Origin of the sequence: Methylorubrum extorquens (assembly GCF_024169925.1) — a bacterium.
Taxonomy (GTDB): Bacteria; Pseudomonadota; Alphaproteobacteria; order Rhizobiales; family Beijerinckiaceae; genus Methylobacterium; species Methylobacterium extorquens_A.
This window is the reverse complement of the sequence record NZ_JALJXF010000001.1, coordinates 696,371-722,736: the sequence shown is the minus strand read 5'-3', so window position 1 is coordinate 722,736 and position 26,366 is coordinate 696,371. Positions and strand designations below refer to the sequence as shown.

The 26,366-nt window shown below is 68.0% G+C and carries 22 protein-coding genes; 12 read left to right on the top strand and 10 right to left on the bottom strand.

Annotation, left to right across the window (positions count from 1 at the left end; all coding sequences use genetic code 11):
• Window positions 1–3: 3 nt before the first annotated feature.
• Window positions 4–639 carry a hypothetical protein gene (locus J2W78_RS03505; protein WP_253368071.1) on the bottom strand — a complete coding sequence of 212 codons (636 nt, stop codon included), beginning with the start codon at window positions 637–639 and terminating at the stop codon, window positions 4–6.
• 106 nt (window positions 640–745) lie between these two features.
• Here J2W78_RS03505 and J2W78_RS03500 point away from each other — a divergent pair, with 106 nt between their 5' ends.
• Entirely contained in the window at window positions 746–1,729 is a 984-nt protein-coding gene (locus J2W78_RS03500) for a hypothetical protein (protein WP_253368069.1), read from the top strand.
• Between the two features lie 69 nt (window positions 1,730–1,798).
• Here the strand turns inward: J2W78_RS03500 and J2W78_RS03495 are convergent, their stop codons facing one another.
• Window positions 1,799–2,983 (bottom strand): glycosyltransferase family 4 protein, encoded by a 1,185-nt coding sequence (locus tag J2W78_RS03495; protein WP_253368067.1) that lies wholly within the window; start codon window positions 2,981–2,983, stop codon window positions 1,799–1,801.
• The gene (locus J2W78_RS03490; protein WP_367399409.1) at window positions 2,983–4,023 is read right to left on the bottom strand and encodes a glycosyltransferase family 4 protein; all 1,041 of its coding nucleotides are present in this window, start codon (window positions 4,021–4,023) and stop codon (window positions 2,983–2,985) included. Before J2W78_RS03490 ends, J2W78_RS03495 begins: the two co-directional genes overlap by 1 nt.
• Window positions 4,024–4,080: 57 nt before the next feature.
• On the opposite strand from J2W78_RS03490, the gene J2W78_RS03485 reads away from it, so the two are divergent.
• From J2W78_RS03485 to J2W78_RS03460, 6 genes are read left to right on the top strand one after another with little or no spacing between them, the layout of a single operon-like run.
• Entirely contained in the window at window positions 4,081–6,135 is a 2,055-nt protein-coding gene (locus tag J2W78_RS03485) for an HAD-IIB family hydrolase (protein WP_253368065.1), read from the top strand.
• Window positions 6,136–6,192: 57 nt separating this feature from the next.
• Window positions 6,193–7,047, top strand: a complete 855-nt coding sequence (locus J2W78_RS03480) for a glycosyltransferase family 2 protein (RefSeq protein WP_253368063.1) — start codon at window positions 6,193–6,195, stop codon at window positions 7,045–7,047.
• A 51-nt stretch (window positions 7,048–7,098) separates the two neighbouring features.
• Window positions 7,099–8,253: a glycosyltransferase gene (locus J2W78_RS03475; RefSeq protein ID WP_253368061.1), complete on the top strand. Its 1,155-nt coding sequence runs from the start codon at window positions 7,099–7,101 to the stop codon at window positions 8,251–8,253.
• A gap of 49 nt (window positions 8,254–8,302) precedes the next feature.
• Window positions 8,303–9,244, top strand: coding sequence for a glycosyltransferase family 2 protein (locus J2W78_RS03470; RefSeq protein ID WP_253368060.1), 942 nt, complete (start codon window positions 8,303–8,305; stop codon window positions 9,242–9,244).
• Entirely contained in the window at window positions 9,241–10,296 is a 1,056-nt protein-coding gene (locus tag J2W78_RS03465; RefSeq protein WP_253368059.1) for a glycosyltransferase family 4 protein, read from the top strand. The genes J2W78_RS03470 and J2W78_RS03465 overlap by 4 nt, the downstream gene beginning before the upstream one ends.
• A 43-nt stretch (window positions 10,297–10,339) precedes the next feature.
• Window positions 10,340–11,008: a class I SAM-dependent methyltransferase gene (locus J2W78_RS03460; protein ID WP_253368058.1), complete on the top strand. Its 669-nt coding sequence runs from the start codon at window positions 10,340–10,342 to the stop codon at window positions 11,006–11,008.
• On the opposite strand, the gene J2W78_RS03455 is transcribed toward J2W78_RS03460, so the two are convergent.
• Window positions 11,005–11,208 (bottom strand): hypothetical protein, encoded by a 204-nt coding sequence (locus J2W78_RS03455; protein ID WP_253368057.1) that lies wholly within the window; start codon window positions 11,206–11,208, stop codon window positions 11,005–11,007. The two genes, J2W78_RS03460 and J2W78_RS03455, sit on opposite strands and share 4 nt — an antisense overlap.
• 482 nt (window positions 11,209–11,690) lie before the next feature.
• Between J2W78_RS03455 and J2W78_RS03450 the strand changes: the two genes are divergently transcribed.
• The 4 genes from J2W78_RS03450 to J2W78_RS03435 all read left to right on the top strand — a co-directional run bounded on the left by J2W78_RS03450 (window position 11,691) and on the right by J2W78_RS03435 (window position 18,746).
• On the top strand, window positions 11,691–12,800 hold the full coding sequence (locus tag J2W78_RS03450) for an HD domain-containing phosphohydrolase (protein WP_253368056.1): 1,110 nt from the start codon (window positions 11,691–11,693) through the stop codon (window positions 12,798–12,800).
• A 181-nt stretch (window positions 12,801–12,981) separates the two neighbouring features.
• Complete coding sequence (locus J2W78_RS03445; RefSeq protein WP_253373952.1) at window positions 12,982–15,678, top strand: excinuclease ABC subunit UvrA; 2,697 nt, start codon at window positions 12,982–12,984, stop codon at window positions 15,676–15,678.
• A 402-nt stretch (window positions 15,679–16,080) separates the two neighbouring features.
• Window positions 16,081–17,331: a phosphoglycerate dehydrogenase gene (serA, locus tag J2W78_RS03440; protein WP_253373951.1), complete on the top strand. Its 1,251-nt coding sequence runs from the start codon at window positions 16,081–16,083 to the stop codon at window positions 17,329–17,331.
• A gap of 17 nt (window positions 17,332–17,348) precedes the next feature.
• The gene (locus tag J2W78_RS03435) at window positions 17,349–18,746 is read left to right on the top strand and encodes an FAD-binding oxidoreductase (protein ID WP_253368055.1); all 1,398 of its coding nucleotides are present in this window, start codon (window positions 17,349–17,351) and stop codon (window positions 18,744–18,746) included.
• 433 nt (window positions 18,747–19,179) lie between these two features.
• Here the strand turns inward: J2W78_RS03435 and J2W78_RS03430 are convergent, their stop codons facing one another.
• The gene (locus J2W78_RS03430) at window positions 19,180–21,138 is read right to left on the bottom strand and encodes an alpha/beta hydrolase domain-containing protein (protein WP_253368053.1); all 1,959 of its coding nucleotides are present in this window, start codon (window positions 21,136–21,138) and stop codon (window positions 19,180–19,182) included.
• 354 nt (window positions 21,139–21,492) lie between these two features.
• On the opposite strand from J2W78_RS03430, the gene J2W78_RS03425 reads away from it, so the two are divergent.
• Complete coding sequence (locus tag J2W78_RS03425; RefSeq protein ID WP_253368051.1) at window positions 21,493–21,825, top strand: hypothetical protein; 333 nt, start codon at window positions 21,493–21,495, stop codon at window positions 21,823–21,825.
• 239 nt (window positions 21,826–22,064) lie between these two features.
• Here J2W78_RS03425 and J2W78_RS03420 read toward each other — a convergent pair whose 3' ends face one another.
• The 5 genes from J2W78_RS03420 to J2W78_RS03400 all read right to left on the bottom strand — a co-directional run bounded on the left by J2W78_RS03420 (window position 22,065) and on the right by J2W78_RS03400 (window position 26,185).
• Window positions 22,065–22,310 carry a hypothetical protein gene (locus J2W78_RS03420; protein WP_253368049.1) on the bottom strand — a complete coding sequence of 82 codons (246 nt, stop codon included), beginning with the start codon at window positions 22,308–22,310 and terminating at the stop codon, window positions 22,065–22,067.
• Between the two features lie 204 nt (window positions 22,311–22,514).
• Window positions 22,515–22,724 carry a cold-shock protein gene (locus J2W78_RS03415; protein ID WP_253373950.1) on the bottom strand — a complete coding sequence of 70 codons (210 nt, stop codon included), beginning with the start codon at window positions 22,722–22,724 and terminating at the stop codon, window positions 22,515–22,517.
• A gap of 837 nt (window positions 22,725–23,561) precedes the next feature.
• A complete protein-coding gene (locus tag J2W78_RS03410; RefSeq protein WP_253368047.1) occupies window positions 23,562–23,804 on the bottom strand; it encodes a hypothetical protein in 243 nt (80 codons plus the stop codon).
• Window positions 23,805–24,085: 281 nt separating this feature from the next.
• Window positions 24,086–24,295 carry a hypothetical protein gene (locus J2W78_RS03405; protein WP_253368045.1) on the bottom strand — a complete coding sequence of 70 codons (210 nt, stop codon included), beginning with the start codon at window positions 24,293–24,295 and terminating at the stop codon, window positions 24,086–24,088.
• Between the two features lie 537 nt (window positions 24,296–24,832).
• Window positions 24,833–26,185 carry a transposase gene (locus J2W78_RS03400; RefSeq protein WP_253368010.1) on the bottom strand — a complete coding sequence of 451 codons (1,353 nt, stop codon included), beginning with the start codon at window positions 26,183–26,185 and terminating at the stop codon, window positions 24,833–24,835.
• Window positions 26,186–26,366 lie beyond the last annotated feature (181 nt).

Below are 26,366 nucleotides of genomic sequence, written 5' to 3'. Positions count from 1 at the left end.
GGATCACTTTGCGAGAGGGTGCAAGCACAGGCGCCCGGCCGCCTGGGCTTCAGCGAACCACGCGCGCTCGGCGGCCCAGGGATGTCCGGGCCAGCCCGCGAATCCGAAGCCATAGGCCTGCGCTGGAGCGGCATCGCGAGGGCGATCGTTCAGGAGCGCGAGCGTCACCAAGAAGCCGGTGCTCGGGTTCGGGCGCCCGTCCGTCCGGGGCGCCAGCAAGCGGCGTGCGCGCTCGTGGAGATCTTCGGGCAGGATGTGGATCGGCCGGCCCGTGGGGCGCAGCAGCGCCAAGGCCTCGCGGGTCCAGCAGATCGGCTTAGGGCCATTCTTCTCCGCCGGCAGCATCGGAAAGGGCAGGATGAAGGCCTGAGCCGCCCGCACCACCGGGCGCTCGAGAAATTGAGGGTCTGCCAGCCATTCCCGCATTTGCCCGCCGCGATTCACCAGGGCGAGATGGGTGACCCGCGAGCCGGTGCGGCCACCGAAGCCCGCCGCGTTGTTGAAGCGCACCACGCAATCCGCCGCATCGATCGCCCGCGCCACGCCGTCGGTTTCCGGCGCATTGCCGACAACCGCCAGGGACGCGGCGGGGGGCAAAGCGAAGCGGTCTGACTCGGGAAGATCGACGTCGGCGGGCACTTGCGGCAGGGACTCGGGGTTTGAAGGTTGCGGAGCAGCGGAGGTAAGGCGCCGGTTCGGCGCAACCAGACCTTTGCCGGAAATCAAGGATGCCGGAGTGACGACCATGCGCCGATGCTTCGTCTGCGCGGCCGACATGCTCGTGCCGAGCGAGCGGCACCTGATCTACTCGGATGGGCGTCGGCGGCTGTTTCCGCTCGCCTGCGCCTCATGCGGCGTCCTGCTCGAACGCGAGGCGGACGCATCCGGATGCCGCGCGCATCTGGCCGATGCTCTCACGAAATCGGCCTTCGTCTCCGATCCGGACGCGCCCTACGGCCTCGACCTCTATACCCTCCGCACCGCCGCCACCCGGTTCGGACGCGGCACCCGCCCGCTCGACCCCGAGGGCCGCGCTGCCTTGCTCCATCCCCATGACGAGCGCGCCGCCCGTGCCGCCCTGTACACCCTTGATGCCTCGGATAAACTCTCGGTCTCGCTCGGTCTGCTTTGTCGTCCGTCCGAGGTCGATGCGGTGCTCGCGAGCCTGCCGGCGCAAGCGGACTGGACCGACGACGTCACGATCCTGCTCGATACAGACATCACGCCGCCCGGCGCTGTGGCGGTTGCCGGGTTTCCGGCGGGGGCGGTGCGCGTGGCCGCCCGGCCGCTGGCCGGCGACTTCGCCGCGCAGCGCAATGCGCTCCAGGCTCTGGCTCGCCATGCCTGGATGCTGCAGCTCGACGCCGACGAGACGCTCGATCCGGCAACCGGCCGCCTCCTGCCCGCGCTCGTCGCACTGGCCGAGGCCGGCGCCGTCCGCTCGATCGGGCTGACTCGCTCCAATCGCGTCGATGGCATTCTCTCGGATGTCTACCCGGACGTGCAGTACCGCTTGAACCGCACCGATCTCCGCTACGCCGGCCGGGTGCACGAGCGGCCGCAACTCGCCGGCGGCTGGCCCGAGAGCTTCATCACCCTCCACGGTGGAATCGAGCATCGTCTGAACCGCGCCCATGTCGCGGCCCGCTCGCGCCACTACGAGGCCCTGGATCCCGGCCGTGGCCGCCTGGAGGAAGCGGAAGCCCTGCTTCGCCCCTACCGCGACTGAGTTTTGGATTCCGAAGGTCGAGACCTTTGGTGGGTCCAGGGCAAAGCCCTGGTGGTCCGGCAAAGCCGATCACTTCTGCCGCGCCGCTCTGATCGCAGCCTCGTAAAGCGCCAGGGTCTCGCGCCCAAGGCTCGCCCTGTCGAAGCGCCCAGCCGCTGCGAGAGCTCGTATGCGGTAGGCGCGGCGCAGGTCGGGATCGACGAGAAGCGGGCGCAGGGCATCCGCGAGCGCCGGCCCGGTGGCGGCCCGCGCGAGAGGGCCTGCCCCGGACGCGCCGACGAAGGCGCGGGCGCTCGCATCCTCCGCGCAGGCCACCACCGGACGGCCATAGGCCATGGCCTCCTGATAGACGAGGCCGAAGCTCTCGTAGCGGGACGGCGCAAGCACCGCATGGGCGTCCGCATAGGCCTGGGCCAGCGCCGCCGCATCGATCCGGCCGCGGGCGCGGACATAGGGCCGCGCCGCGTCGGGCAGATCCGCCGGCATGTCGTCCGGCGGCACCCCGACGAGGTCGAGCCGGAACGGCGGCAGGGCGCCCGTTGCCTGCTCGGCTGCGAGGATCACGACCGCGCCGAGGAGCGCGTCGAACCCTTTGCGCGCCTCCGCCCGTCCGACGAAGAGCAGGCACAGCGGGGCATCCGTCTCCGGATAGGCGGCGGTGCGGGCGCTTCTCAGGATGTCCGGCGGCAGGCTGAGGCCGATCACGGCGGAGGGTTGGTGTCCCGAAAGGCGATAGGCCCGCGCGATCACCGCCCCGTGCTCGGCCGTGTTGGCGATGAGGCCGGCGCTACCCCGTGCCTGGGCACGCTCCAGCGCATCGGCCGTGCATCCATCGAGGCGGTCGCGCAGGCCGGCGCCAACCCCACGCGTGAACGCGGCCGGGGTCGAGCTGCGCGTCACCAGGGGCAGGTCGCCACGGCGGGCGAGCAGCACGGCGGGAGCGTACCAGTTCGTCGCCTCGATCACGTCGAAGGGCGCCCGCGCATGGGCGGCCAGAACCGCCCGCCGGAACGCGAGCGGCGCGGCCAGATGCCCGGCCGAGCCCCACAGGCGCAGGCGCGCCAGGCGACCGATGGACGGCAGGGCGAGCCCTTCGACCGTGACGCCGCCAACCCGCTCGCGACCGGTGCGGTCGAGGGTGAAGACGGTGACCTCGGCGCCGGCCGCAGCGAGGCTCTCGGCGATCTCGCGCGCCGCCGTCGAGAGGCCGCTCGGCGCCGGCGGGTAGTCCCAAGCCAGAAGCGCGGTGCGCATCAGGCGGCGAGAAGACGGCGGTAGAGCGCGATGTAGTCGCGTGCCATGCGCTCGGCGGTGAACCGCTCCTCGAAGCGGCGGCGCACCACCGCGCGGTCGAGCCCTCCGATCCGGGCCAGCGCCGCGACCGCTTCGGCCTCCGAGGCGACGACGAAACCCGTCACCCCGTCCTCGACGATCTCGGGCACCGAGCCGCGATTCCAGGCGATCACCGGCGTGCCGCAGGCCATGGCCTCGATCATCACGAGGCCGAAGGGCTCGGGCCAGTCGATCGGGAACAGCAGCGCGCGAGCGCCACCGAGCAGTGCGCCTTTCGCCCGGTCGTCGATGGGCCCGAGATAGGTCGCATCGGGCCCGAGCAAGGGGCGCACGCTCCGCTCGAAATAGTCCGGGTTGCCGACGTCGATCGTACCACCGAGCCGGATCGGCAGGCCGGCGGCGCGGGCGACACGAATCGCGGTGTCCGGGCGCTTCTGGTCGGTCATCCGGCCGACGAAGGCGACGTGCGCGCCGGGCTCCGGCCGGAATGTGTAGCGGTCCCGGGCGATCCCGTGATGCACGACGCCTGCCCGGTTCGAGGCCGGAATGCCGGCCTCCTGTGCCGCCGAGATCGCCGCCACCGGCAGATCGGGGAAGCCGGCGAAGAACAGCGCCCGGTCGAGTTCGTCCACGCGCCAATGCACCGTCGTCAGGCTCCGGCGCCGACGCGGGCCCAGCAGCGCCGCGTGGGCGAACTCGCCGTGGCAATGCACGATGTCGAACCTGTCGAGCCGCAGACGCAGCGCTTCCAGTTGCAACGCATCGAGAGCCGCCGGAACCCCGGGGGGCACCTGCCGGTTCCGACGTTCCAAAGCCGCAAGGCTCGGGTGATCGCCGACGCGCGGCAAGTCTGTCGCACTGTCTGATGAGGCGAACAGCGTTACGTCTATGCCTAAGCTTCGCAGCGCCACGGACAGATCGTTCACGATCCTCTCGGTGCCGCCATGGTGTTCGGGGGGAACGGGGAAAATGTTCGGGGCGACTTGGGCGACGCGGATCACGTGTTGCACCTTACTCAATACAATCGGCGTGGATCGTCTCGGCACGACGAACGCTTGATGTTCGTTCTGCACATTGCTCTACAAGGTTGCCTGCGCGGCCGTGATGTCGTCTACGGCCTCACTTCCGACACCGGCGGGCATATCCGATACCTGCTCGATCTCGTCGGTGCCTCGGCGCAGGACGCCAGGATCGCGCGGATCGTCATGGCGACGCGTCGGTTCGAGGGCCCGCCCGGCCCCGACTACGCCCTGCCCGAAGAGCGGGTCTCCGACAAGGTCGAGCTCGTGCGGCTCGCGAGCGCGTCGCCGGGCTACCGCTCGAAGGAGGCGATGCACGGCGAGGTCGAGAGCTACGCCGAGAATCTCATCGCCTGGATCGGCCGGCAGCCCCGCGCGCCCGATATCGTCCACGCGCATTACGCGGATGCCGCCGCGGTCGCGGGGATCGTCGAGGACCGGCTCGGCATCCCCTTCGTGTTCACGGCCCATTCGCTCGGGCGGGTGAAGGCGGCGATGGTCGGCGGCGATGCCGAGGGCTCCCCCGAACTCTTGCGCCGGATCGCCACCGAGGAGGCGGCCCTGGCGCGCGCGAGCCTCGTCATCGCCTCCTCGCGCGACGAGGCCGAGGTTCAGTATGCGGGCTACACCGCCTACGACCCCGGCCGCGCCCGCGTCCTGCCGCCGGGCAGCGATCTCGCACGCTTCGCGCAGAGCCGTCCGCATCCCCGGATCGATGCGGCGATCGGCCGGTTCCTGCACGATCCGGGCAAGCCGGCGGTGCTGGCGCTGGCTCGGCCGGTGGCGCGCAAGAATCTGGCGGCCCTGGTGGCGGCCTACGGCGAGAGCCCGGATCTCCAGGCACGGGCCAACCTCGTGATCGTCGCCGGCACCCGCGACGACATCGACCGGCTCGACGGCGACATGGCCGCGACCATGCGCGACCTGCTCGTGCTCATCGACCGCTACGATCTCTACGGCCGCGTCGCCTATCCCAAGACGCACCGCCCGGAGGACGTGCCGGCGATCTACGCCTATGCGCGGGAGCGCGGCGGCGTCTTCGTTAATCCGGCCCTCAACGAGCCGTTCGGCTTGACCCTTCTGGAAGCGTCCGCCGCCGGCTTGCCGCTGGTGGCCACCGACAGCGGCGGACCCAACGACATCGTCGAGACCTGCGGCAACGGGCTGCTCGTCGATCCGCGGGCACCTGCGGCGATCGCCGCCGCCTGCCTTCACATCCTCACGGATGCCCCCTTCCGCGCCCGCTGCGTCGCGGGCGGCGCCCGCGCGGCGGCGGCCTATGACTGGGATCGGCACGCCGCCCGCTATCACGACCTCCTCGGCGCACTGATCGCGCGCAACCCGCCTCTACAGACCCCGCGCCAGCTCCTGATCTGCGATATCGACAACACGCTTGTCGGATGCGAATCCGCGCTGGCGACGTTCCGGCGCTGGCGAAGCCGCCAAATGGGGCTGGCCTTCGGCGTCGCCACCGGTCGCTCCTTCCACAGCGCGATGGCGGTGCTGGAGCAGCAGGAGAGCCCGCGACCGCAGGTGATGATCACCTCGGTCGGCTCGGAGATCTATCATCTCGATGCCAACGGCGTGACCTACACGGCCGACGCGGCATGGCGCGAGGTGGTCTCGTACGCCTGGGACAGGGGAGCGGTCGGCGCGGCGCTGAGCCGTCTCGACGGGCTGGTCCCGCAGGGCCCCCTCGAGCAGCGCGCGCACAAGCTGAGCTTCTTCGGCGACGAGGCGACGGCGCATCGCGTGCGCGATGGCCTTGTGCAGGCGGGCCTCCCGGCCAACGTGATCCACAGCCACGGCCGCTACCTCGATGTCCTGCCCGCATCGGCTTCGAAGGGGACGGCGGTCGATCACGTCCGCGCGCTCTACGGCCTGCCCGAGCAAGCCGTGTTCGTAGCCGGTGATTCCGGCAACGACGTCGAGATGCTGCGTGCCCGGACGCAGGCGATCATCGTCGCCAACTACTCCGACGGGCTCGCCACCAACGCCGCGCTCAAGCACTCCTACGTCGCTCGTAGCTCGCATGCCCGCGGCATCATCGAGGGCGTCCTGCATTTCCGCCGGGCCCTGGCCTATGCGTCGTAAGCTCCGCCTCGGCGCATCCACGTGACTGGCAACGCGGGCCCCCCTCCTCCGCCGAGCGTGCTGACCCTGGTCCGCGGCCGGGCCGACCGTCTGCGCAACCTGATGCGTGGGCTCGCCCGCCAGACCGTGCTTCCGCGCGAACTGGTGATCGCCTGGATGCAACCGGAACCGGAGCCCGACCTGCCCGATCCGGGCTGCCCGGTGCGCCACCTCCATGTGCCGGGCGAGCCGATGCCGCTCGCCGCCGCACGCAACCGGGCGGCCGCGGCGGCCTCGGGAGACCTCCTCGTCTTCCTCGACGTGGATTGCATCCCGGGTCCGACCCTGGTGTCCGCCTATACGGACGCCGCCGCCACCGAGCGGGGCCTGTTCCTCGGCGAGGTGCTCTACCTGCCGCCGGACGCGATCACGGGCGGCACGGCTCCCGATTCCGCCGTGCTCGACCGGCTTGGCCGTGCCCACCCGGCCCGGCCTCTCCTGCCCGAGTCCGGACTGCGGCGAGAGCCCGATGCCGGGCAGCTCTGGGGCCTGTCCTTCGCCCTGCCTGCCGAGGCGTGGCGCGCAGTCGGCGGCATGGACGAGCGTTACGTCGGCTATGGCGGCGAGGAGACGGATCTCGCCGCCCGCCTCGCGGAGTCGGGGCTGCCGACCTTCTGGGTCGCGGGTGCGCGGGCCTACCACCAGCACCACCCCGTTCACGTGCCACCCCTCCAGCATTTCGCGCCGATCCTCGCCAACGCGACACGCTTTCACGCGCGGCACGGACGCTGGTGCATGACCTACTGGCTCGAACAGTTCCGCGCGGCCGGATTGATCGCGTGGGATGCCGATGCGCCGGCGATCCGCGTCCTGCGCCGGCCGAGTGCGCCCGAGATCGCCGCCGCCCTGCGGCCGCAGGCCCTCTTCTCCTAGTCCCGACGCCTTCCCGATCTCCTTCCGATCCGAGTCTCGAAACCCCGCCTCATGAAGAAACCCATCGCGTTCTTTGTTCATCATCAGGGCCGGGGCCATGCCAATCGCACCATGGCGGTGGCCGTCGAGTTCGCCCACGACCGTCCGGTCTCGGTGCTGACCGCCGGCCCGCACCTGTTCGACGGATTTTCCCGCGACATCGAGATCGTGGCGCTCCCCGACATGATCGGCGCGGCCGTTCCCACCCCGCGCCTCTACGCGGAGCCGACGCCGCCGGTGATGCACTGCGTGCCGCTGGGCCTCGCCGAGATGCGCCGGACCATGCGCCAGATCCTCGACCATCTCGACGAGCGCGCGGTCGGTCTGTTCGTGGTCGATGTGTCGGCGGAGATCGCGATGCTCGCGCGCATCGCCAGCGTCCCCGCCGTCCAGATCCGCATGCACGGCGACCGCAACGACATCGCCCATATCGGCGCCTACGAGGCCTGCGTCGGGATGCTCGCCCCCTTCGACGAGCGGCTGGAGCAGGACGACTACCCGGCGCATCTGCGCGACAAAACCTTCTACAGCGGCGGCCTCTGCACCAGCATCGATCGCGTGCCGGATCGCGCCGAGGCGCGGGCTCGGCTCGGCCTCGACCCACGGCGCGAGATCGTCGTCGCGGTCACCGGCGGCGGGGGAAGCGGCACGCCCTATGCGCCGCTGACGGTCGCCGCCCGCGCCGCGCCCGATGCACTCTGGCTGACGCTGGGGCCAACCCATCGCGAGGGCCACGAGACCGACTTCGCCAACCTGCGCGAACTCGGCTGGGTGCCGTCGGTCACCGACTATCTCGCCGCGGCCGACATCGTGGTCGCCTCGGCGGGTGACAACACGGTGCACGAAGTCGCGCGCGTTGCGGGGCGCCTCATCGTGATGCCGGAATGGCGTTACTTCGGCGAGCAGACCCGCAAGGCCGAGGCGCTGGTCCAACTTGGCGCCGCCGTGCAAGCACCCCACTGGCCCGGCGACTTCCACGGATGGCGCGATCTTCTCGACCGCGCCCGCAGCCTCGACGGGACCATCCTGCGCAGCCTCTACGCACCGGACGCGGCCACGCGGGCGGCCGGATGGCTCGAAGGGCTGACCGACGCGCTCTGGCAGGACGGATCGTCCGGCCACGAACCGGACGCCGTCCCGCTACGCGCCGTCGCCGCCGCCGGCTGAGCGAGCCGCCTCGATCCACTTTCCCGATTGCCGGAGCCTGTCCCCCCGCATGTCCACCGTTTCCGTCGTCACCCTGGCCAAAGGACGGCCCGCCCATCTGCGCAACGTCCTCCTCGGGCTGGAACGCCAGACGCGGCCGCCGGCCGAATTCATCATCGCCGTCATGCAGGACGCGCCCTACGACCTGCCCGAGGTCGCGTTCCCGGTCCGCCAGATCCTGGTATCGGGCTCGGAACTGCCGCTGGCGGCCGCGCGCAACCGGGGCGTGGCGGCGGCGAGCGGGGAGAACATCGTCTTTCTCGACGTCGATTGCATCCCGGCGCCCGGCCTCGTGGCCGACTACGCCCGGGCGTTGTCTGAACTTGACGGTCTGCTGATGGGCGAGGTGCTGCACCTGCCCGAGCACGCCACCGCGGGTGACTGGCGCTACGACGACCTCGCCATGGTGGCGGAAAAGCATTCCGACCGCCGCGGTCCACCGGCCGCAGGCATCGAGATCTGTAACGATTACCGCTGCTTCTGGTCGCTCAACTTCGCGATCCGGCGGGCGACGTTCGAGGCTGTCGGCGGCTTCGACGAGCGCTACACCGGCTATGGCGGCGAGGACACCGATTTCGGCAAGATCCTGGACCAGTGCGGCCTGCCCATCGCCTGGATGAAGGGCGCGCTGGCCTATCACCAGTACCACCCGCACCACATGCCGCCGATCCATCACCTCGACAGCGTGGTGCGCAACGCGGAGCTGTTCGAGGCCAAGTGGGGCTACCGCACCATGGGTCACTGGCTCTACGCCTTCAAGGTGATGGGCCTGATCGACGATACGCCCGAGCAGCCGATCCGCATCCTGCGCCGGCCCGACGCCGAGGATCTCGCGCTCACCGGGCAGCAGAGCCACCAGCCCTACACCAACTCGGCTTCCGTCATCCGGCACTTAGAGGCGCGCGCCCGCGAACGGGACATGCAACCGGCCTCCGTGCCGGTGACGGCGTGAGGATCGCGCTCCTCGCCCATCTGCGCCACCCGATCGCCCCGCCCTTCGCCGGCGGGCTGGAAGCCTATACTTGGCACCTCGCCGAGGGGCTGCTGGCGCGCGGCCACGAGGTCGTGCTGTTCGCCGCCGGCGACAGCGACCCGCGCTTTTCGATCGACCCGGTGATCCCAGTCCATCACGAGCGGAGCTTTCCGGGGCTGGAGCATCGAGGCGATCCGGGGCTGAAGGCGCATGTCGATGCGGGCTACGCCGCCGCCTGCGACCGGATCGCGGCCGGCGGCTTCGACGTGCTGCACAACAACAGCCTGAGCCGCCTGCCGCTCGAGCGCCGCCGCACGGCCGCCGTGCCGACGGTGACCTCGCTGCACGTGCCGCCCTACGACGCCTTGCGGTGGTGCGTGCACGACAGCGTCACCCCCGGCCACCAGATCACCGTCACCTCTCGGGCGCAGGCTCAGGCTTGGTGGCCGGACGGGGCGCCGCCCGAGGTCTCGGTGCTGCATAACGGGATCGATCCGGCGTTGTGGCCCTTTCAGGCCCACGGCGACGGCAGTGCCGTCTGGTGCGGGCGCATCGCGCCGATCAAAGGCACCCATCTCGCGGTTCGAGCCGCACGGCAGGCCGGTCTGCCCCTCACCCTGTTCGGCCCGATCGAGGAGTTGGAATACTGGGAGACGCAGGTCGCTCCGTTCATCGGCGGCACGATCCGTTACGGTGGCCATCTCGGCAGCCCGGAGTTGGCACGGGAGATCGGCCGCGCCTCCGTCTTCCTGTTCACGCCGTGCTGGGACGAACCGTTTGGTCTGGTGGCGGTTGAGGCGATGGCCTGCGGCCTGCCGGTGGCCGGTTTCACGAGAGGCGCCGCAGAGGAGGTCGTCGGCGAGGCCGGATGTCTCGTTTCGCCCGGGGACGACGCTGCCCTGTCACGGGCGCTCGGCACGGCGCTGACGATCCCACGCACCGTGCCGCATGCGCGCGTCCACCGCCTGTTCACCCGCGATCGTTGGCTCGACCGCTGCGAGGCTCTCTACGCAGCGGCCCATGCCGGCTGACGCCGCGTCCTGTTGATCCCCGCCTCCTCTACGAGCCGAAGACATGACCCGACAGGACATCATCGCCGCCCTATGGCATGGCCGCGATCCCTTCGTTGATCCGCCGGACACCCTGAGGCCCCTCGACCTTCAGGGCTGGCGCAGCGTTCACCCGTATCTGGAGGAGGCGGTGATCCAGCACCGCCCCGGCGTGGTCGTCGAGATCGGCACGTGGAAGGGAGCGAGCGCGCTCTACCTCGCGCATACGATGGCCGAGCACGGGATCGACGGCACCGTCGTCGCGGTCGATACTTGGCTTGGCGCCGTCGACCACTGGATGGATGAGAGCCTTTTCCTCGAACTCGCCACCGAGCACGGCTTTCCCAGCCTCTACCGCACCTTCCTGGCCAATGTTCTGCACGAAGGGCTCGCCGACCGGGTGGTGCCGCTGCCGCTCGACTCGGTAAATGCCGCCGAGCTGATGCGCCTTCGCGGTGTGACCGCCGACGTGATCCATCTCGACGCCGGCCACGAAGAAGCATCGGTCGCCGCCGACCTCCGCGCGTGGTGGCCGGTGTTGCGACCCGGCGGCCTTTTCATCGCCGACGATTACGACCGTCTCGGAGGCAGCTTTCCGGGTGTTACGCGTGCCGTGGACACCTTCTGCGCCGAGTTCGGCGTGAAAGGGCCGTGGTCGTTCCAAGGCAAAGCCAAGTTCATCAAGCTGGGTTAGGCCCGCTCGACATCGGCCATCCTCGCCGCTCGCCCCGAAACGGCGTTATGTGACGCGGCGTCACAACCGGCGGAACGACGTTCGGCCACGCCTCGATGCGCCGCGAACTCGATGCCGATCGCGTCCTTGGCCGTCAGGCCCGGGTTCGGCCGGGCGTTGATCCGTGCCCGGCGCTTCACGCCGCCGCAGAGCGAGATCATTATTCCGGACACGGGTGCCGGGCATCTCAGGATCGCCCGCGGTTCATCTCGGAGCCAGCCGGGTCTCGTCACCACGAAGTCGGGCAGTCCACGGCACGGAGTGCGAAGGGGGCGAGAATCCAGGGAGTCCGCATCCTCCCGGCGCAACGTTCGAATAGAGCCGGACGCGGCGCTTCCGAGCAGAATTTACGGCACCACGCTGTTTTACCCGAGTAAAATAATATTTTTAGATTTTATGATCGTTGAGTTCCGTAAAAATTCTGTATCACCGCTGGAAAGCGAGCGAGTGACAACTTCAAAAACTTTGGCAACAACTACAGGGAGCACACGTCGCCGCAGAACGGCCTCTAGGTGGAATCGTTGAAATTTTTTACCATTTGATGGCTAAGCGTTGGCCCATGCGTGCCTGCCGATTTGAAAACAGTGCGTGATGCTCGGCACCCACGGTCTGTCATCGCGCATCCCAATAAGGAGACCCGAGGATGGACGCACTTCTGGTCGATGACAGCGCGACCATGCGCCTGCGCCTCCGCGGCCTTCTAGAGGCTGAGCCGGATGTGACGGTGACGGACCATGCTGACCCGGCGGCAGGGCTGCTCGAAGCGAGCATGCGCGCCTTCGATCTCGTCGTGGTCGATTATCACATGCCTGCCATGGATGGGATTGAATTCATCCAAAGCCTGCGGAAGGTCCCTCATTACAACCTGGTCCCGATCGTCATGGTGACCAGTGATGTCTCCGACTCGGTGCGCCTTGCCGCGCTCGATGCCGGCGCAACCGACTTCATCGACAAATCCATGCGCGGCATCGAACTCACCGTCCGGCTGCGCAACCTCATCCGCTTGGCTCAAGCCGTCCGGAAACTGGCTGAACAAGCCACTTGGCTCGACGGCGAGGTGGAGATGGCGCTACGTCATCTGCGCGAGCGCGAGGAGGAAATCATCTTCCGCCTGTCGCTTGCCGTCGAGTACCGCGACAACGACACCGGTGATCACACATGGCGCGTGGCGCGCTATAGCCAGATCGTGGCCGAGGCCCTCGATCTTGCACCGGATTTCTGCCGGAACCTGTATCTCGCGGCACCCCTGCACGACGTCGGCAAGGTCGCGATTCCAGACGGCGTGCTTCTGAAACCAGGTCGGCTCGATCCGGAGGAATTCGCCCTCATCAGGACCCATGCCGCGATCGGCAAGCGTATTCTCGGGGACAGTTCATCCGAACTGATCAGCCTCGCTGCCGAAATCGCGGAGTCGCACCACGAGAAGTGGGACGGCAGCGGCTATCCGCGTGGGCTCGCGGGGACCGACATCCCGCTCTCAGCCCGCATCGTGGCCGTGGCGGACGTGTTCGACGCCCTCACGACGCAGCGTCCCTACAAGGGCGCCATGCCGTTCGAAGATGCCCTGGACTGCATTCGGGCCGAGAGCGGACGGCATTTCGATCCCGACTGCGTCGAAGCCTTCTGCGCGCGGTGGCCGGATATCCTCATTGTCGGCGGACAGAACGACGCGCTCAGCCGGCTGCACAACCAGCATGCAACGGAACCGTGGGCGCGCGTGCCGATGTTGCTTCGTGAGATCGCCAAGTCCTGATAGATGGCGGGCCGCCGGTTTCTTGCACATGCAGTTCATGCGTGAGGGTGATACCAGCGTTTTTCAACGCCGCGTCGCTGATCACCGTGACCCCACACGGGTAGCGTCAGCGCGCCCGAACCTCTAGTCGGCGCAGGGGCGTCCGGCGCCCCGCGAGAGGGAGGCGCCGAGAGGGATGCCGGTGGACCAAGCGAAGCCCAAGGAACGAGTCAGGATCGCCCGGGCGGGCGCGGGACGGCCGGGCTACGTCACAGTGAAGGGGGCCCGGGAGCACAACCTGCGCGACGTCGACGTCGAGGTGCCGCGCGACGCCCTCGTGGTGTTCACGGGCGTCTCGGGCTCCGGCAAGTCCTCGCTCGCCTTCGGCACGCTCTACGCGGAGGCGCAGCGGCGCTACTTCGAGTCGGTCGCGCCCTACGCGCGCCGGATGATCGATCAGGTCGGGGTACCCGATGTCGATTCCATCGAGGGCCTTCCCCCGGCCGTCGCCCTCCAGCAGCAGCGCGGCACGCCCAGCGCCCGCTCCTCGGTCGGCAGCGTCACGACCCTGTCGAGCCTCGTGCGGATGATGTACTCGCGCGCCGGCACCTACCCGCCGGGCCAGCCGATGCTCTACGCGGAGGACTTCTCGCCCAACACGCCCCAGGGCGCCTGCCCGTCCTGCGGCGGGCTCGGACGAGTTTATCAGGCGACTGAAGCGTCGATGGTGCCCGAACCCTCGCTGACGATCCGCGAGCGCGCCGTCGCGGCCTGGCCGCAAGCCTGGGGCGGGCAGAACCTGCGGGATATCCTGGTGAGCCGGGGCGTCGATGTCGACACGCCGTGGCAGGACCTGCCGCGGGCGCTGCGGGATTGGATCCTGTTCACGGACGACCAGCCGCAGGAGCCGGTATATGCCGGGCTCTCGCCTGAGCAGACACGGCTCGCCCGGCAGCGCCGCTTCGAGCCGAGCTATATGGGCACGTTCACGAGCGCCCGCCGTTACGTGCTCGGCACCTTCACCAACTCGCAGAGCGCCCTCATGCGTCGGCGGGCGGCGCGCTACCTCGTGAGCGAGGATTGCCCGGCCTGCCAGGGCAAGCGCCTCAAGCCCGAGGCGCTCACGGTGACCTTCGCGGGGCTGGATATCGGCGACCTGTCGCGCATGCCGCTCACCGACTTGGCCGAGGCGATGCGGCCGGCCGCCGAGGACCGGCTGCCCGACGAGGCTGACGGCACCGCATCGGACACCCTCGACCGCGACACGGGCCGGCGGGATCGCGACCGGCGCGTCGCGTCCGGAGCCTCGGCCCATGCGAGCGCACCGGACGTGCGCGCGACGCCGAACCTCTCGGTCGAGAAGCGGCTGGCCGCCCAGCGCCTCGCCGCCGACCTCATCGACCGGATCGGAACGCTGACGGAGCTGGGTCTCGGCTACCTGTCGCTGGACCGAGTGACCACGACCCTGTCGTCGGGCGAGCTGCAGCGCCTGCGCCTCGCCACCCAGCTCCGCTCCCAGCTCTTCGGCGTCGCCTACGTCCTCGACGAGCCCACGGCCGGGCTGCACCCCGCCGACGGCGATGCCATGCACGACGCGCTGGCCGGGCTGCTCGCCTCGGGCAATTCGCTGTTCGTCGTCGAGCACGACATCGGCACGATGCGCCGCGCCGATTGGCTCGTCGATGTCGGTCCGGCCGCAGGCGAGCACGGCGGCACCGTGCTGTACAGCGGCCCGCCTGAGGGCCTGCGCGACGTGGAGGCGTCACGCACGCGCCTCCATCTGTTCGGCATGGCCGAGCCGCCGCAGCGCCCGCGGCGGGAACCGTCGGGATGGCTGCGCCTGGAGGGTATCGTCCGGAACAATCTGCGCGGAGTCTCGGCCGCCTTCCCGCTGGGCTGTCTCACCGCCGTGACGGGCATCTCCGGCTCCGGCAAATCGAGTCTCGTGAGCCAAGCCCTTTTGGAACTCGTCGGCGACCGCCTCGGACGGCCCGTCGAGATCGACGACGAGCCGGAGGATCCGCTCGACGACGCGCCGGGTCCGACGGAGGGGCGCATCGTCGGCGGCATGGAAGGAATCCGGCGTCTGGTGAAGGTCGATCAGAGGCCGATCGGGCGCACGCCCCGCTCGAACCTCGCGACCTATACCGGTCTGTTCGACGCCGTCCGCAAGCTGTTCGCGGCCACCCCCGAGGCCCGCAAGCGCCGCTACGACGCCGGCCGCTTCTCCTTCAACGTCGCGAAGGGCCGCTGCCCGGCCTGCGAGGGCGAGGGCTTCGTAAGCGTCGAACTCCTGTTCATGCCGAGCGTCTACGCCCCCTGCCCGACCTGCCATGGCACCCGCTACGCGCCCGACACGCTGGAAGTCACCTGGAACGGCCTGACCATCGCGGACGTGCTCGGGCTCACCGTCGAGCGCGCCTGCGAAGCCTTCGCGGACGAGCCGTCCGTGCTGCGGCCGCTCGCGGTGCTGCGGGATCTCGGCCTCGGCTACCTCCGCCTGGGCCAGCCGGCAACCGAACTCTCCGGCGGGGAGGCCCAGCGCATCAAGCTCGCCACGGAGCTTCAGAGAGGCCAGCGCGGCGGCACGCTCTACGTCCTCGACGAGCCGACGACGGGGTTGCACCCGACCGACGTGGACCGCCTCATGCTCCAGCTCAACGGCTTGGTCGAGGCGGGCAACGCCGTCGTCATGGTCGAGCACGACATGCGCGTCGTCGCCGGGGCCGATCACGTCATCGACGTGGGGCCCGGCGCCGGAAACCTGGGCGGCACCGTCGTCGCGGCCGGCCGTCCCGAGGTGGTGGCCGGGGCCCGGGCCAGCCGCACGGCACCGTATCTGCGTGGGGAACTCGCGGCCTATGCAAGCCAGGGTTCCTCGCCACGGCCTGCCGGCTGAACGACCGGCAGCGCACTCCGTGTTTCCTCAGCGCGGCGCAGGCGTCATCCTGCCGCCTCGTCGCCTCCTTCGATCAGGCGCAAGCTCCGGCGCACGCCCTGCGGCGGGTGGCCCGTCCCGTCACGGGGGACCGTCTCAGCAAGCCCGCGCGGCGACTGAGCGAAGCCCACATCCGCCATCCCGAAGGGATCAACAGGATTTGATATGACATGACGGTTCTTCGTGCCCCGTCCGGCTCGGCCGAGAACGAGGAAACGGCGGGACGCCATGGTCCGGCCGGCTTTCCGGGAGAAACGCGTCACGAATTGTCCCGGTCGTCGCTCGCAGTGAGCCGCCGGCGATTGCCGCACCGCAACATTGATGTATGGCGGGCGCTCAATGACGAGAGGCGCAGGCAAGACCATGCCGGGCACGGACAGCTTCACCCATCAGGACCAGGTCAACATCGTCCTGGCCGAGAACATCGCGCCGTCGGCGGTCGAGGTCCTCGCGCGGGCGAGCCTCCGCCACGTGCGGCGCCTGCCGCGTGCGATCGGCTCGGCGGATGCCGAGGTGCTCGCCGGAGCGCACGTCCTCGGCATCCGCTCGCGCACGCAGGTCACGACCGGCCTGCTCGATGCGGCTCCGGCCCTCGTCGCAATCGGCTGCTTCAGCGTCGGCACCAACCAAGTCGATCTCGATGCCGCCCGAGCCCGCGGCATCCCCGTCTTCAATGCGCCCTTCTCCAACACCCGCAGCGTGGCCGAACTGACGATCGGCGAGATCGTGATGCTGCTGCGCCGCATCACGCCCCGCTCCGCTTCGGCGCATGAAGGCGGCTGGGACAAGTCGGCGGAGAATTCCTACGAGGTCCGTGGCAAGACGCTCGGCATCATCGGCTACGGCAACATCGGCGCGCAGCTCTCGAACCTCGCCGAGGCGATGGGCATGCGGGTGATCTTCTTCGATCTCACCGACCGGCTGCGCCACGGCAACACCGAGCCGGCCGACAGCCTCGACGCCCTGCTTGCGGCCAGCGACGTGGTTAGCCTGCACGTGCCGGAGACGCCGCTCACCCACGGGCTCATGAGCGCTGAGCGCATCGGCCGGATGAAGCCCGGCGCCTACCTCATCAACAACAGCCGCGGCACCGTGGTCGATCTCGACGCGCTCGCCGCCGCACTCAAGGAAGGCCGCCTGCGGGGCGCGGCGGTCGACGTCTTCCCCGTCGAGCCGCGCTCCAATGACGAGCGCTTCGTCTCGCCGCTCCAGGGCATCCCGAACGTGATCCTCACGCCCCATATCGGCGGCTCGACCGAGGAGGCGCAGGACCGCATCGGATCGGAGGTCGCGCGCAAGCTCGTCGACTACGTCGAGACCGGCTCGACGCTGGGTGCCGTCAACTTCCCGCAGGTGCAGATCCCGCCGCGCATCGGCGGCGTGCGCTTCCTGCACGTGCACAGGAACGTCCCCGGCGTGCTCGGCCACGTCAACCAAGCCTTCGCCCGCCGCGGCGTCAACATCACGTCCCAGTACCTTCAGACCGAGGGCGAGTTGGGCTACGTCGTGGTGGAGGCCGACGCCGCGCCTGTCGATCGCGCCGGCATCCTCGCCGAGCTCGACGCCATCGACGGCACGGTGCGAACCCGCCTGATCCAGGCCCGGATCGCCTGAGGAATCCTTTGCGAGCCATGAGCGCGACCGGTCTCCCCCCCGATCTCCTCGCCCGCCTCGACGGCCTGCTGGGACCGGGCGGCCTGCTGACGGATGAAGCCGATTGCGCGCCCTTCGCCATCGACTGGCGCCGCCTGTTCCCAGGCCGGCCCGCCGCAATCGCCCGGCCGTCGAGCACGGCGCAAGTCGCGTCGGTCGTCGGCCTGTGCCGCGAGGCCGGCATCGCCCTGGTGCCCCAGGGCGGCCATACCGGGCTCGCGGGCGGAGCCACTCCCGACGCTTCAGGACGCCAGATCGTGCTCTCGCTGGCGCGGATGAACGCGGTCCGCGCGGTCGATCCGGTGGGCCTCACGATGGAGGTCGAGGCGGGCTGCGTCGTCCAGGCAGCGCAAGAGGCGGCGGAGGCCGCCGGGCGGCTGTTCCCGGTGAGCTACGCCGCGGAGGGCTCGGCCATGGTGGGCGGCATGATCGCCACTAATTCCGGCGGCATCAACGTGCTGCGCTACGGCATGACGCGCAGCCTCGTGCTCGGTCTCGAAGTCGTCCTCGCCGACGGCAGCGTCGTCGATGGCCTGCGCTCGCTGCGCAAGGACAACGCCGGCTACGACTGGAAGCAGCTTTTCATCGGTAGCGAGGGGACGCTCGGCATCGTCACCGCGGCGGTGCTGCGCCTCGTGCCCCGGCCGCGCCACACCGAGACCGCCCTGCTGGCAGTGCCCGACCCGGAAGCGGCGCTCCGGGTGCTGGCCGCCGCGCAGGACGGCCTTGGCGACACGATCCAGGCCTTCGAGCTGATCTCGCGCTGCTCGTTCGATCTGTTGGAGCGCTATGCTGGCCTGCCGAGCCCGCTGCCCGCCTCCCCCTGGTGCATCCTGCTCGAGGCGGGATCGAGCCTCTCGGGTCTCCGGGACGCCGTCGAAGGCACGCTGGGCGAGGTTCTGGAGCGGGGCGACGCCCTGGACGGCGTGCTCGCCGAGTCGAAGGCGCAGGCCGCCGGCCTCTGGGGCCTGCGCGAGCGCATCACGGAGTGCGAGGCGCACCAGGGAAAATCGGTCAAGCACGACGTCTCGGTGCCGATCCCGGCGATCCCGGCCTTCCTGGAGGCCGCCGACCGAGCCTTGGCCGAGGGCGCGCCCGGCACCGTCCCAAACGTGTTCGGCCACATGGGCGACGGCAACCTGCACTACAACGTGCTGATTGGGCCCGAGCACGATAGCACCGCAATCAACCGTCTCGTGCACGACGTGGTCGATCGGTTCGCGGGCAGCATTTCCGCCGAGCACGGCATCGGCCAGTACCGCGTCGACGAGTTGGCCCGCCGCCGCCGGCCCGAAGAGATGGCTTTGGCGCACCGTCTGAAGCGGGCGCTCGACCCGGACGGCCTGCTCAATCCGGGTAAGGTTCTGCGGAACTGATCCGGTTTCGCTCTCGCTTCTTCGGGCGTTCCACGAGTCACTTGCTCCAAAACAGCGATCGCGGCGAGGCGCGGGACGTCTGAAAAGCTGGCAGCGGCCTTCTCGTAACGTGTGACGATGGCGGCCATGGGTTTGCCCGCATGCCTTGCTCAGCGATCGAGCGCCGGTCCCGGAGGTGCTGGTGCCGGCCTCATCCGCTTGGCTGACCGAGCTTCCCCGACCAGCTCCGTCGGGGAAGGCCAACCCTGCACCGTCTTCGAACCTGGACCACTGCTTACACGCCGATCAGCACCTGCTCGTACTTTTCACTAACGTGAGCCCTATCTTGGCGTGGAAGACAGTATAACTGGCTATCCCCTCGGACATTTTCCATAACTCGATTCGAGATTTTGCTTTGGCGCTATGGACTTTCGATGAGCCGGATTGCGACCCGCTACGGCATCTCCTGTCGCGCAGCTGCGATCATACGACCTCCGTCCTCCTGCAGCAGCAGGCGACCGGACACGAGCGCATCGACGGATTTCGTCACGGCCGCGACGTAGGCACCCGCATCCTGATATCGCTCCTCGAGGGATAGACGGGGGTCGCCGGCCGTGTCCCGTTCGGCACGGGTGCGCGCGAACGGGATCTGGCTGCCCTCGCGATCGCACAGCGCACCGGCGGGGAACGGATCGGCATACAGGTTCCAACCGGTGAAGGTCGCACGCGGGGCTGCAACCGCCGGCAGGCGAATGCCGGCCACCTCGTTGCCGTCGGCATCGACGCGCGGGACCAGGGGGCGATATTGCGTCCCGCTTTCCGGGCGTGGATCGACGTAGGTGCTGAAGCGCGCGATCGCATTCGGCGCCGTCGGAACGGGGACGCCGACCATGAATGGGAAACCGATATCGGCCGCTTCGACGAGGGTGTGATCGGATAGGCGCGGCACACGGCTCTCCGGTGGTGCCTTGCCGTCCTTCACCCACTCCTCAAGCGCGACCAGCAGCGCCCGGACGGCCGGGGCCGGGTTCAGGCTGCTGCGTGGGTTGGAGCAGGGTCCCTTGGTCGAGGCCAAGCCGGCACGCCCATAGTGGAAGCCGCTCGAGACCAAATAGGCGCGCGCGGTGTCGGGCAGCGGCACATCGGTGCGGCCCGCCGGATCGGTCGTGAGGAGAGAGGCGCCCTTCTGCCAATACTCGGTGCCGGTATTAGCCTCGATCAACAGAGGGTCGAATCCATCATCACGCAGCAGCTTGCCCGTGCGACCGGTGACGGGATCGTGCTGGGTGGCGGCCGAGAACGGGAAGGTGTTCTCCGGGTAGAGATGGTCTTCGTGCTGCGTGTTGGTTCGCGAGGGCTGAGCGAAGCGGGCGTTGAGGAACACCCCGCCCACGCCCGCGATGTGAGACAGGACGCCATCGAACACCCGCTTGCCGGTTTCGTCCCGGTTGAAGCCCTGTTGGATGAAGTCACGCAAATAGCGCCCGCTCTGCGAGATGCCGAGTGCGAGAGTGTGCCGGATGGCGCCACCCGCCGGATTGGCCGCGCCGCCTTCGCTGCGGAGATAGGCCACCACGTCCCGCGTGGCGGCAAAACCGATCCCGAGCACCTTCGGCTCGGTGGCTTGGTACGTGAATTCGTAGAGCGAGCCGGGTAGCGGCTTGGTGCCCTTCGGCAGAAGCTCGATCTGACGCGGGGTGGCGTAGTGCCAGGCATCCGGCGGCACCGGCCGCGGCGGGTCGGCCTCCCGGCGCCGAACGGTGAGGCGCGCGTCGGCCTTGTCCTGGCTGGCCGTCTTGAAGGTCAGGTAGAAAGGCGCCTCAGGCGGACCGCGGGTCGCGCTGACGAGTTCGTCGCGAACTACCTCGACGATCGGCGTGCCGCCGCGCGTGGCCACCGGCACGTCGATCGCCATACCGCCCTGCTGGCGCAGTGCATCCGCTTCCCAGCCCGACCAGACGAGGGTGTAGCCCCGGCGCAGGACGAGCCCGGTCCCGGCATCGGTGGCGGTCTTCGGATCGTTGACGGCCTGCACGGCCTGAGCCGGTGCATCGAGGACCCAGTTGAAGAGGAACTTGCGGCCCCGGTTGAGCACCTCGAACAGGAGCGTGCCGCTGCCGCGGGCCGGATCCTTGGGCCTCAGGATGTACAGGTCGGTCTTGTACTCGACCATGCCGCGGGCGTTGCGGGGCGCCAGAGCGATATCGACGATGCCGGCATTCGCGGGATCGGCGGGGTCGAGTTCACCGCGGGCCGTGCCGACGACTCGCTCGTAGGGGCCCGCTGCGCCGAACTCGGCGCCGTCCGCGAAAGGCTCGACGCTGGCGATGTCGATGCCGGTGATGCCCGCCTGAGCCGGCGCGGCGCCGAGGGCGCAGCCAAGTGCGCCGAACACAACCCAACCGCTGCGCATGTTTGCTCCCTGTCCGGCTCGTGCTGGCCGGTATTCTCAGCAAGCATGTCAAGGGAAGGACGTCGAGAGGAATGCTGGGATGCGCCTCGTTTTCTCTTTGTGTTGGCTCCGCGCGATGGCTTTTTACGCTCATCGATTCGAACCACGCGTTCGATGGCAGGATGAGAGCTCGAGCGCGCCGAGGCATTCTCTCGGTGGCTGGCGCAGTAACTACGGCCCAAGGCTCGAGCAGGGAGCAGCGCATCGGCGGCGATGCCGATCGCCACTATTTTGCAGGAATACGCTCTGCCACCTGTTCCACGTACCCTATCGATCGGTATAATCGTGCTGAAGCGCGTCGCGTAGGAACCAACCATGACATCGACAATGCCGGATGGTGCGAAGCCGGGCGATATCGTGACGGCTGACGGTCAGATCCTCTGCCGCGATCGAGAGCTTCACGAATTCGGCTATTTCACCGTCACCTACGAGCAGGCCCAGGTCGCACGCCAGCATGGCTGGGGCTGCCGGGCCGGCGTCGTCCTCGATGGGGAGCACTCCGACGAGTGGAGTTGGGACTACGCCGAGGAGGAGCGTCGCATTGCGCTGGAAAACGGCGATGACCCGCCTCGAGTGCGGATCTATCGAGAGCCACCCGCCTCCTGCCCCGTCGAGACAGCCCTCTCTTGCCGCCTTGAAGGCCGATAGGCGAAAGGGGGAATGCGCCGGTCGCACCAGCGGGCGAGAACGGCTTTCGCGGGCACAGGCCCATGTCTCGACCGCCGCGATAAGAAACGGGCTTCACCAGCCGAGATCGTACCCTGAAGGTCCTGCCATAAACGGCAGACGAGTTCACTGCGGCGTCGGGTACAGCACCGTCACGCAGGGGAGCGCTGTACGTCCGGTCTGGCCAAGACAGCGCATCTCCCGATTTAGCTGGGCGGACGCTACGCTCTCAGACGCTCCGCGTTCGCAGCCACATGTTCCCGATAGCGGGCAACCACATCCTCATGTGAACCGCCGGTCAGCAACGTCGTAGTCGCCTCGGTGGTCGCCGCGATCTTCTCGAACACCATCGCGTTCAACTCGGCCCACCCTTCCTGACCGCCCCAGGCGAGCCGTACCAAGCGGAGTTCGATAACCCGCTGCGCCTCGTACGCGAGCAGAAGGGAAGTCAGGAAGGGATTGGACAAGCAAAAGCTCCGACCCATGTGGACGCGGGGTGGCAACCGCGTTTCCTCGGCGGATGATCCCAAGCTGGAGAGTTGGTCGCAGGGCCGGACTTTTCACGAGTTCATCGGATCGGGGAACCGAACAGGGCGAACGGCCACCAGGCGGTAGGCTGACGCGAAGCCAGCCCACCGCTTTCTTACTGGCGACGCAGGGCCGCCCGACGATCAGGCAACCTGAAGCTGTCCGGCCGATTCTTTGCCACTCTTCCGGTCGATCTCAACCTCGTAGGACACCTTCTGCCCTTCAGCGAGATCGCGCAGGCCAGCGCGCTCGACCGCCGAGATGTGCACGAACACGTCTTTGCCGCCGTTGTCGGGCTGGATGAATCCATAGCCCTTCGTCTCGTTGAACCACTTTACCGTACCGGTTGCCATGTGTGCTCCTCCTGTGGCGAACAGAGGCTTTAACGCGCCGAGCGGCTTTTGTTCCAAACCGTCGGCTTCTTGATGCCCATCACCGTACCCGAGCCTCAACCTCCAGGTTGCAGCCTCTTCCGCACAATCTGGGTTCATCTCGGGGTGCGGATGCCTGATGGCGTGCCTCAGCCGATCCGCATCGGCAGGCTCTGGATAGACCAGAGAGACCACAGAGTCGAAGGCCGTCCAGACCGGCAGCGAGCCCTCTCGAACGAACATGTCGATCGCCTCGACAGCCTCCCACCGCTCAAAGGCGTCAGGCCCCTGCACGGCCCGGCAGACAATGCGGGCACGGAAGAAAGGGTCGTCAGCCGTAGGAGCCGTTTCCAGCGAGAACATCACCCCGGAACGGTCCGGTTGCAACTCATCCGGGAGAGCGCCGATCTTGCGCCATAGGCAATGCCACTTAGCGCAGGCATCCGGACGCTCCCGGTAGATGCTGCATGCCCCACCTGTCTGATGCACGCATGTGGTTCCGGCAGGCTTGGCAAGCGCCTTGACCTCAAGAACTCGGCAGCACTCCGCACAGGTGCCACATGTCCGGCCTGGAACGAGAATGTGCAAGATTTCCGGACTTCCAATCTGTGGTTTTACTGCATTTTTCCCACCTCTCATTAAGAGAAGTGGTCGGCTGGCCTCGATCCGCCCCCTGTGTGTCGTCCACGGCCTACGCAAATGTTCGGGCCATGACAGTCTGGTTGGCGAAGGCTCGGGGCGTCCAGCCGCCTAGTTTGCGATCTGATCGGACAGAGGGCGCGTGAGATAGGAAAGAACGGAAGCACTCGCCGATCTGGGTCAAGGATCCCCCCCCCGCATGTCCAGAAAGAGACGCAAGCCCTGTAGGAACTCCTTCTGATCCTCGCGGATACGGATGCGCGCGGTCTCGTAACTCTGCCCGGTCTTGGGGTCATGGGTCACGTCCGCCGAGACCCAGGTCACCTCGCCGTCGATCTCCGGTCTGGCGCACGTGTCGAAAGCCGGGAAGCGCAGCACCGCCTTCTGTCCGAACGGCACATTGTCGATGTCTTGGGGCTGCACCCGCATCTCGACGAGAAGCTGGTCGGAGGCCGGTACGATATGTCGAAGGATACGATTTCAGCACCGACGGCGCCTGTGACAAGGAGGTGCCCTTCAAGGTGACTGCGCGACGGCTCGTGAATCGTATCCGGGAGAGGGACAACCAATTTTTCCCAACCAACGATGCGGATTTTCAGGAGCTCGCTGACACGCTGGCGGAATTGGATCGCGTCTGACGCACATCGCCAAACCGGAACGGAGGAGGGCTCCGGCACATCCCGCCGGAGCCCTCCTCCGTTGAATCAGGTTCCTGAGCGCCGAACGAACACCGACTTCCCATCCGCCTGCCCAGTTTCCGAGATCAATACGTCGAGCGACCGACGGACGATCTCGATTGGCTCGACGCCCTTCGCGTTCGCCTCTTTCTCGACTGCCGCGCGCTGTTCCGGATCCAGACTCTCGAAGACGGCCTTTGCGACGCCCGACGAGGCGTCCTTATGGTGTTCGGTCATGAACGCGTTTCCCCACGCCCTGAGACAGGAGCACACAAGACTATGAGACCGCCGCCCTTACCGCAACGCTGCTACGAGGCGTTGCTCGATCTGTTAGTTAAGTCGTTGATCGTGAGAGAAACTTGAATGACGGAGAGGGAGGATTCGCCGCCGAGCGCCTTAGCCCGTAAGCAATAAAAGGCTTTTGCTCGCTCCAGTTCGAACTTTCGAAGCAACTTTTCGTAGCACTCGTCAAACTGGAACTGGGCTTACCTCTAAACGGCGCAACCCGAGCTGAAGCGTGAACCGCAATCCGATGAAACGAAAATGACACGTTGAGATGTGCGGGTAAGAGTTGCCTCCTTGGCACGGCGCCGAAACGGTCAATCGGCTTCGTACCGAATACAACCACGGCGGCGCTACTCCTAAAGCAGACTTCGACCGGCGCCTAACAAGAGGTCTCAGATGCGCCGATTTCGTTGAAAAACTCGGTGGCGGCCGAGATCGGCGACGGACAGGGGCGGTCTTTTCTCCTCGGCCCTGAGGCCTCCTTCCCAGTCAAGCCGGGCTCGGCTGCGGGACCGGGATGATCTTGGCGAGCTTCCTCAGGTTCTGGGCGGCGGCTGCGAGGTGGAACTCGTCCTTCGCTCCGTTCGGTCCTCGTAGCCGGAGGCGGTCCAGCTTCAGGATGCGCTTGAGGTGGGCAAACAGCATCTCGACCTTCTTCCGCTCGCGGCGTGAGGTTTTGCCTTCTTCAGATCGTGCGATGTCGCGAGCCATGTCTCGCGCTCCCTCGTAGATCGAGCGCGGGACTTTGCGCACCGGATCGTTCGGGCAACAGCGCGCCTTCAGTGGGCATGGCGTGCAGTCGAACTTGCTCGCTCGATACATCAACGTCGCCCCGTCGTTGACCAAGGTGCCGGTCGTCGTCAGCATCCGGCCCGCCGGGCAGCGATAGACGTCATTGGGCTGGTCGTAGGTGAAGTCAGCGCGTGAGAAGGTGCCGTCGGTGCGGGTCGACTTATCGAAGACGCTGATATGCGGCTCGATGCCCTGCTCGTAGACGAGCCAGCCCAGCATCTCGGCCGAGCCGTAGCCGCTGTCGCCCGCCAGCCGGGCCGGATAGAGATCGAAGCGCTCGCGTGAGCGCTCGATCATGCGTTTGGCCGCCGTGACCTCGGCCTGCCGGATGGCGGTGGTCGCCTCGACATCGACGATGACCGCGTGGTCGAGGTCGATCAAGTAGTTGGCCGTGTAGGCGAAGAACGCTTGCCCGCCGTGTGCTCCGGTCCAGCGAGCGGCCGGATCGGCGGGCGAGATGAACTTGGGTGGGACGGGCGTGGCGGCTCCGAAGGCGGCCTCGTCGAGGACGGCTAGATACTCCTGAGCGGCCCGGCTCACGGCCTCGGGCGGGAGACCGGCAGAGCCTTCGACCCCTTTCTGTCGGTTGGCGTCGGCCTTGATCAGGCTGCCGTCGACGGCAAAGCCCTCGCCACCGACCAGCCCTTCGGCGATGCAGCGGGCGAGCACACGCTCGAACAAGCGGCGTAGCAGATCGCTGTCGCGGAAGCGGCCGTGCCGGTTCTTCGAGAAGGTCGAGTGGTCCGGTACGCGGCCCTCCAGGCCCAGGCGGCAGAACCAGCGGTAGGCGAGATTGAGGTGAACCTCGTCGCAGAGCCGGCGCTCCGAGCGGATGCCGAGGCAGTAGCCGATGATCAGCATACGGATCATCAGCTCGGGATCGACCGAGGGGCGGCCCGTGGAGGCGTAGAACGGGGCCAACTCCTGGCGCAGGCTGGTGAGATCGACGAAGCGGTCGATAGAGCGCAGCAGATGGTCGGCGGGAACGTGGGTGTCGAGCGAGAACTCGTAGAACAGAGCACCCTGCTCGACTTGCCGAGGTCCCATCATCTGCGTCGATCCCTGCCTCACAACAGCAGTGAATCACCTCGCAAATGCCGCTGCAACAGCCGAGTTTTTCAACAGAATCGGCCGTAAGCGGACTTAAACGCATCGCCTGGAACCAGACATTTACTGGCAGGCAACTTACCTTCCGGTGTCGTCGCAGAATTGAACGGGTACGGAGGCAAAT

Bases quoted from the DNA above. Each gene is read 5' to 3' on its own strand.
- J2W78_RS03475 (WP_253368061.1), top strand. From the start codon at position 7,099: ATGAAGAAACCCATCGCGTTCTTTGTTCATCATCAGGGCCGGGGCCAT.
- J2W78_RS03495 (WP_253368067.1), bottom strand. From the start codon at position 2,983: ATGCGCACCGCGCTTCTGGCTTGGGACTACCCGCCGGCGCCGAGCGGC.
- J2W78_RS03430 (WP_253368053.1), bottom strand. From the start codon at position 21,138: ATGCGCAGCGGTTGGGTTGTGTTCGGCGCACTTGGCTGCGCCCTCGGC.
- J2W78_RS03405 (WP_253368045.1), bottom strand. From the start codon at position 24,295: ATGACCGAACACCATAAGGACGCCTCGTCGGGCGTCGCAAAGGCCGTC.
- J2W78_RS03460 (WP_253368058.1), top strand. From the start codon at position 10,340: ATGACCCGACAGGACATCATCGCCGCCCTATGGCATGGCCGCGATCCC.
- J2W78_RS03455 (WP_253368057.1), bottom strand. From the start codon at position 11,208: ATGATCTCGCTCTGCGGCGGCGTGAAGCGCCGGGCACGGATCAACGCC.
- serA (WP_253373951.1), top strand. From the start codon at position 16,081: ATGCCGGGCACGGACAGCTTCACCCATCAGGACCAGGTCAACATCGTC.
- J2W78_RS03435 (WP_253368055.1), top strand. From the start codon at position 17,349: ATGAGCGCGACCGGTCTCCCCCCCGATCTCCTCGCCCGCCTCGACGGC.
- J2W78_RS03415 (WP_253373950.1), bottom strand. From the start codon at position 22,724: ATGGCAACCGGTACGGTAAAGTGGTTCAACGAGACGAAGGGCTATGGA.
- J2W78_RS03500 (WP_253368069.1), top strand. From the start codon at position 746: ATGCGCCGATGCTTCGTCTGCGCGGCCGACATGCTCGTGCCGAGCGAG.
- J2W78_RS03450 (WP_253368056.1), top strand. From the start codon at position 11,691: ATGGACGCACTTCTGGTCGATGACAGCGCGACCATGCGCCTGCGCCTC.
- J2W78_RS03400 (WP_253368010.1), bottom strand. From the start codon at position 26,185: ATGATGGGACCTCGGCAAGTCGAGCAGGGTGCTCTGTTCTACGAGTTC.
- J2W78_RS03470 (WP_253368060.1), top strand. From the start codon at position 8,303: ATGTCCACCGTTTCCGTCGTCACCCTGGCCAAAGGACGGCCCGCCCAT.
- J2W78_RS03485 (WP_253368065.1), top strand. From the start codon at position 4,081: ATGTTCGTTCTGCACATTGCTCTACAAGGTTGCCTGCGCGGCCGTGAT.
- J2W78_RS03425 (WP_253368051.1), top strand. From the start codon at position 21,493: ATGACATCGACAATGCCGGATGGTGCGAAGCCGGGCGATATCGTGACG.